At 68.1% G+C, this 11927-nt stretch carries 9 protein-coding genes; 4 read left to right on the plus strand and 5 right to left on the minus strand.

Annotation, left to right across the window (positions count from 1 at the left end):
* Window position 1: 1 nt before the first annotated feature.
* Genes gspE through EDC62_RS03855 form a run of 4 tightly spaced genes read left to right on the plus strand, consistent with a single transcriptional unit; the run spans window position 2 to window position 5447 of the window.
* The gene (gene gspE / locus EDC62_RS03840; RefSeq protein ID WP_124220595.1) at window positions 2–1426 is read left to right on the plus strand and encodes a type II secretion system ATPase GspE; all 1425 of its coding nucleotides are present in this window, start codon (window positions 2–4) and stop codon (window positions 1424–1426) included.
* 20 nt (window positions 1427–1446) lie between these two features.
* A complete protein-coding gene (gspF, locus tag EDC62_RS03845) occupies window positions 1447–2667 on the plus strand; it encodes a type II secretion system inner membrane protein GspF (RefSeq protein WP_124220598.1) in 1221 nt (406 codons plus the stop codon).
* 10 nt (window positions 2668–2677) lie between these two features.
* Complete coding sequence (locus EDC62_RS03850; RefSeq protein ID WP_124220600.1) at window positions 2678–3577, plus strand: 5'-nucleotidase; 900 nt, start codon at window positions 2678–2680, stop codon at window positions 3575–3577.
* Between the two features lie 13 nt (window positions 3578–3590).
* Entirely contained in the window at window positions 3591–5447 is a 1857-nt protein-coding gene (locus tag EDC62_RS03855; protein ID WP_124220602.1) for an ABC transporter ATP-binding protein/permease, read from the plus strand.
* On the opposite strand, the gene queC is transcribed toward EDC62_RS03855, so the two are convergent.
* The 5 genes from queC to EDC62_RS03880 all read right to left on the minus strand — a co-directional run bounded on the left by queC (window position 5433) and on the right by EDC62_RS03880 (window position 11917).
* On the minus strand, window positions 5433–6206 hold the full coding sequence (gene queC, locus EDC62_RS03860; RefSeq protein WP_124220604.1) for a 7-cyano-7-deazaguanine synthase QueC: 774 nt from the start codon (window positions 6204–6206) through the stop codon (window positions 5433–5435). The genes EDC62_RS03855 and queC overlap by 15 nt on opposite strands.
* Window positions 6207–6270: 64 nt before the next feature.
* Window positions 6271–7074, minus strand: coding sequence for a nitroreductase family protein (locus EDC62_RS03865; protein ID WP_124220606.1), 804 nt, complete (start codon window positions 7072–7074; stop codon window positions 6271–6273).
* Window positions 7058–8329 (minus strand): NnrS family protein, encoded by a 1272-nt coding sequence (locus tag EDC62_RS03870; protein ID WP_124220608.1) that lies wholly within the window; start codon window positions 8327–8329, stop codon window positions 7058–7060. The genes EDC62_RS03865 and EDC62_RS03870 overlap by 17 nt, the downstream gene beginning before the upstream one ends.
* Entirely contained in the window at window positions 8326–10773 is a 2448-nt protein-coding gene (locus EDC62_RS03875) for an adenosylcobalamin-dependent ribonucleoside-diphosphate reductase (RefSeq protein ID WP_124220610.1), read from the minus strand. The genes EDC62_RS03870 and EDC62_RS03875 overlap by 4 nt, the downstream gene beginning before the upstream one ends.
* 298 nt (window positions 10774–11071) lie before the next feature.
* A complete protein-coding gene (locus EDC62_RS03880; RefSeq protein ID WP_124220613.1) occupies window positions 11072–11917 on the minus strand; it encodes a peptidylprolyl isomerase in 846 nt (281 codons plus the stop codon).
* Window positions 11918–11927 lie beyond the last annotated feature (10 nt).

Here is an 11927-nt window from a genome sequence, read left to right on the forward strand (position 1 = left end):
GATGCGCTACCCCCTGCCCTACGCCTACGCCCGCGCGCACCAGTTGCTGCTCGAAGCCGAGGGCGAACGCGCGACGCTGTGGATCTCGGACGCGCCCGACTGGTGCGCCGTGGGTGAAGTCCAACGCAAGCACGGCCAGAGCCTGCCGATCGCCTTGGCCCGGCTCGACGCGACGGCGCTGGCGCAACGCATCAGCGCCGCCTATGCCGAGGGGGAGTCGAGCGCAGCGGCGGTGGTGAGCGAGGTGGAGAGCGACGCCGACCTCTCGCGCCTGATGCAGGAGCTGCCCGCGGTCGAAGATCTGCTCGAAGCCAGCGACGACGCGCCCATCATCCGCATGCTCAACGCGCTGCTGACCCAGGCCGCGCGCGACGGCGCAAGTGACATTCACATCGAACCCTATGAGCGCAGCTCCAGCGTGCGCTTTCGCGTCGATGGCACGCTGCGCGAGGTGGTGCGACCCAACCGCGCGCTGCATGGGGCCCTGATCTCGCGCCTGAAGATCATGGCCGAACTCGATATTGCCGAAAAACGCCTGCCGCAGGACGGCCGCATCTCGCTGCGCATCGGCACGCGCGCGGTGGACGTGCGCGTTTCCACACTGCCGAGCGCGCACGGCGAGCGCGCGGTGCTGCGCCTGCTCGACAAGTCCGAGAGCCGGCTCACGCTCGAAGCCGTGGGCATGCAGGGGGATGTGCTCGAGCGCTTCACGCAGCTCATCGCGCAGCCGCACGGTATTCTGCTCGTCACCGGCCCCACCGGCAGCGGCAAGACCACCACGCTGTACGCCGCGCTGCAGCGGCTCGATGCGGCCACGCTCAACATCATGACGGTGGAAGACCCGATCGAGTACGAGCTGCCCGGAATCGGCCAAACGCAAGTGAACCCGAAGATCGAGCTCGACTTCGCCCGTGCGCTGCGGGCCATCCTGCGCCAGGACCCGGACGTGATCATGATCGGCGAAATCCGCGACCATGAAACGGCGCAGATCGCCATCCAGGCCAGCCTCACCGGCCACCTGGTGCTCGCCACGCTGCACACCAACGACGCGGCGAGTGCGGTCACGCGGCTGACGGACATGGGCGTCGAGCCTTTCTTGCTGAGTTCGTCGCTGCTGGGGGTGCTGGCGCAGCGCCTGGTGCGTCGGCTCTGTGCGCATTGCAAGCGACAAGACGCCGAGGGCGCCTGGCACCCCGTGGGTTGCGCCGAGTGCGGGCACACGGGCTATGCCGGCCGCACCGGCATCTTTGAGTTGCTGGCGGCCGACGAGGCCATCCGCGCACTCATCCACGCGCAAGCCGGAGAAGCCGAAATCCGCGCCGCGGGCCTCGCCGCCGGTATGCGGCTGATGCGCGAGGACGGCGAGCGGCTCGTGGCCAGCGGTGTCACCAGCCGTGAAGAACTGCTGCGCGTGACGCGCGACTGAACCTAAACCCCTCCGACGCCATGCCCGCTTACCGCTACGAGGCGCTCGACGCCGACGGCAAAACCCGCAAAGGCATCGTGGAGGCCGACACGGCCCGCGCCGCGCGCGGCCTGTTGCGCGGGCAGCAGCTGGTGCCGCTCTCGGTCGAGCCGGTCGCGAGCGCCGAGGCCGAGGCCCCAGGTCGCGCCGCTTGGTGGAGCCCACGGGTGTTCACACCGACCACGCTCGCCATCTGGACGCGCCAGCTCGCGGGCTTGGTGAGCGCCGGCCTGCCGCTCGAGCGTGCCTTGAGCGCACTCGCCGAGGAAGCCGAAGATGAGCGCACCCGCGCGCTGGCGGCAGCCCTGCGCGCCGAAGTCCATGCGGGCGCAAGCTTTGCTGCGGCGCTGGCGCGTCATCCGCGGGCCTTTCCCGAGGTCTACCGCGCGGTGGTCGCCGCCGGCGAACAAAGCGGCCAGCTCGGCGGCGTGCTCGAGCGCCTGGCCGACGATCTGGAACAGCGCCAGGCCTTGCGCGCCAAGCTGCTCGGCGCCGCGCTCTACCCCGCGATCGTGACGGTGATCGCGCTCTTGATCGTCGTGTTTCTCGTGACCTACGTCGTGCCGCAGGTCGCGGGCGTGTTTGCGGGAACCAAAAAGGCCTTGCCGTTTCTCACCGTGGCGATGCTCGCGCTCAGCAGCGCGGTGCGCCAGTACGGCTGGATCGCGCTCGGTGTTCTTGTTTTGATAGCAGTTGGTGGCCGTTTGGCGCTGGGGAACCCCGTGTTTCGCGAGCGATTCGACGCTGCATGGCTGCGCGCGCCGGTGGTCGGGCGGCTCTCGCGCGGGTACAACGCGGCACGCTTCGCCTCGACTCTGGCGCTGCTGTCGGCGGCCGGGGTGCCGATTCTGCGTGCGCTGCAGGCGGCGGCGGAGACGCTCTCCAACCGGGCGATGCGGCAGGACGCACTGGACGCGCTCGTGAGGGTGCGCGAGGGCGCGCCGCTGGCCTCGGCGCTCGGGCAAAAGCAGCGCTTTCCAAGCTTGCTCGCGATGTTCGCGCGGCTGGGCGAGCAGACCGGACAGCTGCCCCAGATGCTTGGGCGTGCGGCCACGCAGCTCTCGGCCGAGGTGCAGCGCCGCGCGGTGGCGCTCGCGACCGTGCTCGAGCCGCTGCTGATCGTGACCATGGGCGCGGTGGTGATGCTCATCGTGCTCGCCGTGCTGCTGCCCATCATCCAGCTCAACCAACTCGTGCGCTGAGTTCCCCACCATGGCTGCCAATCTCGACAACCAACTCGTCGTTGCGATTTCCTCGCGCGCCCTGTTCGACCTCGAAGAGGAAAACCGGGTCTTCGAGCAAAGCGACGACCGCGCCTACATGCGCTTGCAGCTCGAACGGCTCGAGCAACCGGCGCGCCCGGGCGTGGCCTACTCGCTGGTCAAAAAGCTGCTGGCTTTCAACGACCCCGAGCATGCGCGCGTGGAAGTGGTCATGCTCTCGCGCAACGACCCGGTGTCGGGCCTGCGCGTGTTCCGCTCGGTCGCGACGCACGGCCTGACCGTCACGCGCGGCGTGTTCACCCGCGGGCGCGACCCCTGGCCCTACCTGAGCCCTTTGCGCGCCAATTTGTTTTTGTCGGCCAACCCGGCCGACGTGCGCGCCGCACTGGCCTTGGGCTTTCCCGCCGCGACGGTGGCGACACATGCCGCGCGCGCCTCCGACCGCTACCCGCACGAGGTGCGCATCGCGTTCGACGGCGACGCCGTGCTGTTTTCCGATGAAGCCGAGCGCATCTATCAGCAAAACGGCCTGCCCGCGTTTCAGCAGCACGAGCGGGACCGCGCGGTGCAGCCGCTGCCGGGCGGCCCGTTCAAGCCGCTGCTCGCGGCGCTGCACCGACTGCAGCAAGAGGGCACCGACGCCATGCGCATCCGCACCGCGCTGGTGACCGCGCGCAGCGCCCCGGCGCATGAGCGCGCCATCCGCACCTTGATGGACTGGAACATCGAGGTCGACGAAGCGATGTTCCTCGGCGGCCTGCCCAAGGGCGAGTTCCTCGCCGCCTTCGAGCCCGACTTCTTCTTCGACGACCAGACCGGCCACATCGAACAAGCCGCCCGCCATGTCCCCGCCGGGCATGTGGCCAGCGGTGTGTCGAACGATGGCTGAGGACGCAAACCCCATGTCCCAGGCCCCCGCCACGCCCGCGTCCAGCGCCGCGCCCCTCGCCCGCTGGTCGGCGCTGCGGCATTTCCTCGGCCAGGTGCGCACGCTCTCGCTGCCGTATTTCCGCTCGGAAGAGCGCTGGAAAGCACGCGCGATGCTCGCGGCGATCGTGGCGCTCAACCTCGGCGCGGTCTATTTGCTGGTGCAGATCAACGAGTGGAACCGCCTGTTCTTCGACGCGCTACAGAACAAAGACGCGGCGGCGTTCTGGACGCAGCTCGCGCGCTTTGCGGTGCTCGCCTTCGTCTACATCACGGTGGCGATCTACCGCTTTTACCTGACCCAAATGCTGGAGCTGCGCTGGCGCGCCTGGATGACGGCGCAGTACGCCGCGCGCTGGCTCAGCGACCATGCGTTTTATCGCATCGAGCTCGCACGCTTCACCCGCGCCGACACCGACCGGCCCGACGACCCCGCTGCGCAGCCGGACAACCCGGATCAGCGCATCCAGGAGGACATCAACCTGTTCACCACGCAGACGGTGGGGCTCTCGATGGGGCTGCTCAACGCGAGCGTGACGCTGCTGAGCTTCGTCGGCATCCTCTGGAGCCTCTCCGGGCCGTTCGCGTTCACGCTGGGCGGCACGAGTTGGACCATCCCGGGCTTCATGGTGTGGATGGCGCTGCTCTACGCACTGGCGGGCAGTTGGCTCGCGCACCGCATCGGTCGACCGCTGATCGGACTCAACTTCCGCCAGCAGCGCTATGAAGCCGACTTCCGCCACCACCTCGTGCGGGTACGCGAATACAGCGAGGCGATCGCGCTCGACCGGGGCGAGGCCGCGGAACGCCGCCAGATCGCCGCGCGCTTTGCGCCGGTGCTCTCCAACATGCTGGAGCTGCTGCGGGCGCAAAAGCGGCTCACCGGCTTTACCGTGGGCTTTGGCCAGGCGGCGGTGGTGTTCCCCTTCCTCGTCGCTGCGCCGCGGTTTTTCAGCGGGGCGATTCAGCTCGGCGAGCTGATGCAAATCTCGAGCGCCTTTGGGCAGGTGCAGGACGCACTCTCCTGGTTCGTCAACAACTACGACGCGCTCGCCAGCTGGCGCGCCACCACCGAGCGCCTAAGCGGCTTCGAGGCCAAGATTTCTGAACAAAAACCCGAAGACGCCGGCGTCAAACGGCGCGATGATGCTCCTAAAACCGAAGCGCCGACCGCCACCGACCTCGGCGTCGATCTGCCCGACGGCACGCCACTGCTCGCTGCTCGCGCGCTGTCGGTGGGCCCTGAGCAACCGGTGCTGGTCAGCGGCCCCTCGGGGGCGGGCAAGTCCACGTTGTTTCGCGCCTTCGCCGGCATTTGGCCGTATGCGCGCGGCACGGTCTGCCTGCCCGAAGACAGCATGTTCGTCCCGCAGCGCCCGTATTTCCCGAACGGCAGCCTGCGCGCGGCGCTGGCCTACCCCGAACTGCCCGAGCGCTATCGCGACGAGGAACTGCGACAGGCGCTCGTCGATGCGCGGCTGCCCGAGTTGGTCCACCGGCTCGACGACGCCGATGCCTGGAGCCAAAAGCTCAGCGGCGGTGAGCAGCAGCGGCTGGCCATCGCGCGCGTGCTGCTCAAGCGTCCGCGCTGGGTGTTTGCCGACGAAGCCACGGCCGCGCTCGACGCCGAGGCCGAAACCGCGCTCTACGCCCGTCTGGCCGAACGCACGGCCGAGCGCGGCGGCGCGCTGGTATCCATCGCGCACCGGCCGTCGGTGGCAGCCTTCCACCGCGTGCAATGGCGCTTCGTGCCGCAGACGAACATCGACGCCGCGGCGCAGGCCCGCTACCGCATCGAAGTCGCGCCGCTCGAAGGGTCAGACGCCGGCTGAACGTCCACATCCGGCCCGCCACGCCTGCCAGCCCCGTGCTCGCAGCACGCAGGCGGGACATTCGCCGCAGCCGTAGCCCCAGTCGTGGCGAGCACTGCGCTCGCCGCGGTAGCAGGTGTGCGTGTGCTCGACGATGAGTTCCACCAAGGCCGCGCCGCCGGCCGCCGCGTCACGGCCCAGCCGCGCCTCGTGCGCAGCGCCCAGCCGGTGCGCCAGCGCCCAGGTCTCGGCCTTGTCGAGCCACATCAGCGGGGTGTCGATGCGCAGCCGCCGATCCAGCCCCAGCGACAGCGCCACCTGCATGGCCTTCATGGTGTCGTCGCGGCAATCGGGATAGCCGGAGAAGTCGGTCTCGCACACCCCCGTCACCAGCGCCTGCGCACCGCGCCGGTAAGCCAAAGCGGCGGCCAGCGTCAGAAAAATCAGATTGCGCCCGGGCACGAAGCTGTTGGGCAGGCCGGACGCTTCGAAGGCGAAGGCCGTGTCCCGCGTGAGGGCGCAGTCGCTGATCTCGCCCAGCACGGCGAGGTCGATCAGATGGTCCTCGCCCAGCTTCGCCGCCCAAGCGGGAAAGCGCTCGCGCAGCGCCGCCAACACGGTTTGCCGCGCCTCGAGTTCCACCCGGTGACGCTGGCCGTAGTCGAAACCCACCGTCTCGACCCGCTCGAACTGCTCGAGCGCCTGCGCCAGACAGGTGGTCGAGTCCTGCCCGCCGGAAAACAAAACCAGCGCCGATTGAAAGCCGTGTTTGCTCGTCATTTTTGAAGATGTTTACCGGATGCCTGCGTGAAATGGCGCAAGAATGCTCTCTTTTCATGAGCAATCAAGCACCCGCTGGGTCAAGCCCGAGCGTCTGCACAAAGGCCGACGGACGCGGCCGCAGCAGCCCGCCCGGCCGCCGCAGCACCGTCCCTATGCTCAAAAAACACACCGCCTGCTCGGTTTCGTCCAAGTCGAACAGCCGCCGCAACACAACCGATTCGAGCGCCTGGCCGCTGGTGAGCGCCGCGCCAAAACCCAGCGCATGCGCCATCAGTTGCATGTTTTGCAGCGCACACCCCAGGGACACCAGCCGCTCGGCCTCACCCACCGGGGGCGACACTTTGGGAAACGCTGAATCAATGGCTGCGCGGGCGAATCGCTGTGTTGCGCGGTGCTCGCTCCCTCGCCTATCTATGTGATATGTCTCGGTCGCTGCGCTCCGTGCGCCTTGCGCTTCATCCCGCTCGCCGATTTCTTCAGCGTTTCCTTTGCCGTCACCGCGCGCCGGACCGGGCCGATCCGCGCCGAGCCGGGCGACCGCCAGCATCAGCTCCGGCGCGTGATGCGCCTTGGCCGCGGCTTTGGCGCAGTCGGCGTCGCTCGCTGCAGCGTCCCGCTCGCGCAGCGCCTGTGCAAACGCGTTGCCCAGACGATCACGGGCTTGTGCGGGCACCCGCACGAACCGCCAGGGGCACAACTGCCCATGATCGGGCGCGGCCGCTGCGGCCTGAAAAATCTGCTGCAACTGATCCGCATCCGGCCCCGGCGCCCCGAGCCAACGCGGCAGCACCGTGCGCCGGCTGTGGATCAGGGCCGCGGCCAGCTCGGCCAGCGGCGGCGCGGCGCCGTCATCCCGGGCGACCATCGGCACGCGCCTGCCCGTACCAACGCAAATGGCGCTGGCCCCACAGCAGCATCACCAGTCCCCAGAGCGCCGCCGCAGCCAGCAGCCACCCTCCACCGAGCCTCGGAAGCGCCGCAACGAGCCGGATGAGGACCGCCACCTGCAACAACCAGAACAAGCCCCACACCCAGCCATCGGCGGCGAGCGGGCGACCACTGTGCCCGCTCGACACCCGCGTGACCATCGCCACCACCAGCGAGCCCAGGCAGCCCATCGTCAGCGCGTGCAGGGCGCCGAGCGGCAGCACCACGTCGTCCAACCACAGCCCGAGACCCCGCGTCAGCCCCGCTAGCGCGAACGCCAGACCCAGCCAGAGAAAACCCAGATGCAGCATGGCGAGCAAACGGTGCCGCAGACTTTGCGCCAGCCCCCACACGACCGCCAAACCGATCAGCACCGCACCCAGCACGAGTTCGAGCACCGCCCGCACCCCCAGCAGCAGCGGCCATGCCGGACCCAAGGCGTCAAGCCAGACCGACATCAGTTCGAGCCCCGCCGCTGCCAGCATCAGCCAAAGCACCCAAAAAGGCCGCCAGACTTCGATGAACGGCAGTACCGCCGACGTGAAAAATGGCAGCATCCGGTGCGCCACGACGACGAACACCGGCACGACGCAGGCCCACAAGCCACTGAGCAACAGCACGCGTGCGCGTGCATCGTCGCCCGCCAGCAAAGCACCCGCTTCGGCCGCCAGCGCCAGCACCCCAAGGGCCAGCGCGACGCCGATGGCCGTCGCATGCACCCGGTCGGGCACGGCGCTGGCCAAGATCAAGCGCCAGAAGCGCGCCGTGAGGGCCGCGAGCGCCAAAGCCGCGAGCCACAAACCCGCCGAGGCCCAGCCGACCGACACGCAAGCCCCCACCAGAAACACCGGCCAAGCGAAGGTGTAAGCCAGCAACGGCGCCAACAACTCGCGCGCCTCGGGCCCAGGCACCGCCAGCCACTTCGGCCCCGCCGTGAACAGGAAACCGGCGAAGAACAGCGGCATGAAGCCATAAACCATGATGCTGCCGTGTGCCAGCGTCGGTGAAACCGCCCAAGGCCACGGCTCGGCCCAACCCACACGCTGCGCGAGCACCGCGATCCACCAGCCGCTCGCGACGAGCAGCATCACGGTGGCAAGGAAAAAAGCCAGGCGATGCGGCGCCCGCAACAAGGCCGACAGCCGCCAGCCCGACGCGCTCGGGTCCGTGACCGGGGGCGGCGCGGCACTCATCCGCAGGCCCCAATGTGACCGCAGGCGGTGCAGTATTCACAGCCGTCCTTGCGGATAACGGCATGCGCGCCGCACTCGCTGCATTTCTTGCCTGCCATGACCGGCGGCGTCGCTGGCGTCGTTCCCGCAGAAGCGGCGCCCGTCGCAGGCGTCGCTGCCGACGCACCCGCCGCGTCGGCGTGGGCGCGCCGTGCGATCAGGTTTTGCAGCGCGTAGGCAATCGCCGCCACTTCGGAGTCGTGCCACATCGGCACCTCGGTACCGTCGGCCTTGCGGTAGGTGCCCAGCCGCACCGGGCCACGGTCCCAGGCGACTTTGCGCATGTCGCGCAGCGCCCGGTCGAGAAAGCCGCCGCGCGCGGCCAAAGAGAGCAGCCGCATGCTCGAGGTGATCCACTGCTGCGACTCGCCGCTCTGCCCCACGGGCATGAAGAACTCGATGGCGCGCTCGACCGTGCCCGACCCATCGGCACGCGGCACCGGAAGGAAGGAAACGATGAGGTAGAGCGTTTTGTGGCCTTCCTGCGTCCAGTATTCGATCTTCTCGGCCACGGCCGACAAGGCCCCTTTGGGTCGGCTCTCGATCACGGTGCGCATCGGGTCCACGGGCGCAGCCGCGGGTGCCTCTTTCGCTGCCGCCGGCGCGTCGTTGGTCGACAGCACCGAGCCAAGTATGGTGTTGGGCCGGTAGGTCGCCAGCCCCTTGAGGTGCGAGGCCCAGGCCCGCTCGTAGAGGTTCTTGAAATCGTCGTAGGGATAGTCGGCCGGGATGTTGACCGTCTTCGAAATCGAGGTGTCCACAAAGGGCTGCACCGCCTGCATCATCGCAATGTGCGCGCCCGCGGAAAGCTCCAGCGCCGAGACGAAGGCCGGCGGCAACTGCTCGGTGTCGCCGCCCAGCTGGCGCCACAGCCGCCAGGCGTGGTCTTCCACCGCGTACTCGGTGGTGCTGCCGTCGCTTTCGCGCTTCTTGCGCTTGTAGGTCCAAGAAAACGCGGGCTCGATGCCGTTGGAGGCGTTGTCCGCAAAGGCCAGACTCACCGTGCCCGTGGGCGCAATCGACAGCAAATGGCTGTTACGAATGCCGTGCGCGCGGATCTGTGCCTTGAGCGCCTCCGGCAGACGGCTCGCAAACGTGCCCTCGGCCAAATAGCCCTCGGCGTCGAATTTCGGGAACGGGCCTTTTTCCTTGGCCAGCTCCACCGAGGCCGCATACGCCGCATCCCGCATGCGCTCGGCGATGCGCGCGGCCATTTGGCGCCCGCTCTCGTCGTCGTAGCGCAACCCCAACATCACCAACGTATCGCCCAGCCCCGTGAAGCCGACCCCGATGCGCCGCTTGGCATGAGCTTCCTCGCGCTGCTGCACGAGCGGCCACCAGGTCAGGTCGAGCACGTTGTCGAGCGCGCGCACCTGCACCGCCACCGCTAGCTCGAAGGCCTCGAAGTCGAACCGCGCCGTTCCCCCATGCCCAAACGGATGCCGCACGAAGCGCGTGAGAATGATGGGCCCGAGGTCACAGCAACCGTAGGGCGGCAAGGGTTGTTCGCCACAAGGATTGGTCGCCTCGATGGTTTCGCAATACCGCAGGTTGTTGTCGCGGTTGATGTGGTCGAGGAAGAGGATGCCGGGCTCGGCAAAGTCGTAGGCCGAGCGCATCACGGTGTCCCAGAGCTCGCGCGCGGGGAGGGTGCGGTACACCCAGAGGCCGTCGCCGCGCTGGTAGGCGCCTTCGGCCAGCAGCGCCGCGCCGGGCCGGGCTTTGTGCACCAGTTCCCAGGGCGCGTCCTCGGCCAATGCCTGCATGAAGGCATCGGTCACCCCTACCGATACGTTGAAGTTGTTCCAACGCCCTGGCGTGCGCTTGGCCGTGATGAAGTCGAGCACATCGGGGTGGTCGATGCGCAGCACACCCATCTGCGCGCCGCGCCGCGCGCCGGCACTCTCCACCGTCGCGCAGGATTGGTCGAACACATTGATGTAGCTGCACGGCCCCGAGGCCATCGAAGCCGTGGCTTTCACCTCGGCCCCGCGCGGGCGGATGCGCGAGAAGTCATATCCCACGCCACCGCCGCGACGCATGGTTTCGGCCGCCTCGCGCAGCGCCTCATAAATGCCCGGGTAGCCGTCCTCGTCGAAGCCCTGGATGCAGTCGCCCACGGGCTGCACGAAGCAGTTGATCAGCGTGGCCTGCAAGTCGGTTCCGGCCGCGCTCATGATGCGCCCGGCACCAATGGCCCCGGCGTGCAGGTTGTCGAGGAAGCGGCGCTCCCACTCGGCTTGAAGTTCGGGCTTTTCAACCGAAGCGAGCGCGCGCGCGACGCGGCGGTACAGATCTTCGACATCGTTCTCGCCGGGCTTGAGGTATTTCTCGCGCAGCACGTCGAGGCTGATGGGCTGGGGCGCGGTGAGGTCCTCAATGGGGGCGATGGGGTCACGTTTCATACACAGTTCTCCGATCAATCAAGGGGGGTGGTGAGCTGGGCCGTTTGCGCCGCTCCGCCACCGATTGGAACGAGTCTACTCCCGCGCAACAGGCAAAACGCGCCCCCTCGGAGATCCGTCTGACACCGGACCGACACTTGGGTCCGCCCCCATCAAGCGGGGCCGAGGAGGGATACGGCTCGAGTCTGCGGCCTGCGCCTTGACCGAGGCACGACACGGAAGCCCTCGAAAAGCCAGCCTCGAGGGCCTCGGTCAAATCCCTCGGCCAAATCCCTCGGTCAAGGGCCTCGGCCGGGCCTCACTGCACCAACGGCGACTTCACACCCTCCAGATCGACCCCACCGACATCGGCCGCCCCGGCCAGCAAGCGCATGTATTGACGCAGCGCCAGCGCCCTCGATTGAAGTCTCAACTCGGCTTCGATGCGCTCCCGGACCTGCTCGAATTCGAGCTGTCGCCCTTTCCGACGACCCAAAACCTCGATGATGTGCAAGCCGAACCGGGTCCGCACCAAGCGCGGATGCACACCCATGCCCCAGCCGGCGTGCTTCTGGAAAAACAGCTCGTTGGCGAGCTCTGGGGCACAATCCTCGGGCCCGATCCAGCCAAGGTCCCCTCCCTGCGCGCCGCTGGGGCAATTCGACAGTTCAGCGGCCAACTGGGCGAAGCGCTCGGGCCTCGCGTCCTTGGAGCACAGCTCCAGCAGCGTGCGCTCGGCTCGGACAGCCAATGCATGGATGTCGACGCCGGGTGTCACCCCGAACAAGATGTGGCGTACATGCAAAGCCTGACCCTCGACATAGCGGGAGCGATTTCGCTCGTAATGCCTTCGGCAGGATTCCTCGTCGGGCTGCGGCGTTTGAACCTCGCTCTCGAGCATCTCCTCGATGACCCGCTTCGCAGCCTCATCGAGTTCGGGAGCCAAATCAGTCCCGACATCCGGCAACAGCCCTCGCCGCACCGCCTCCTGTCGCAACAGTTCGCCACACGCGCGCTCGCGCAGTGCCTCCTCGTCGAGGCGCTCATTTTCCCGATGAAGCGCAACTCCATTGATGCGGGCCACCTTGGCCGACAACGGAACATCGGCCATGCAGCCACAGCGAGGATCCCCACAACCGGTCAGCGACGAACTGGGCAGTTTCATATCGAGCTCC

It is taken from the genome of Tibeticola sediminis, from assembly GCF_003843835.1.
Classification (GTDB): Bacteria; Pseudomonadota; Gammaproteobacteria; order Burkholderiales; family Burkholderiaceae_C; genus Tibeticola; species Tibeticola sediminis.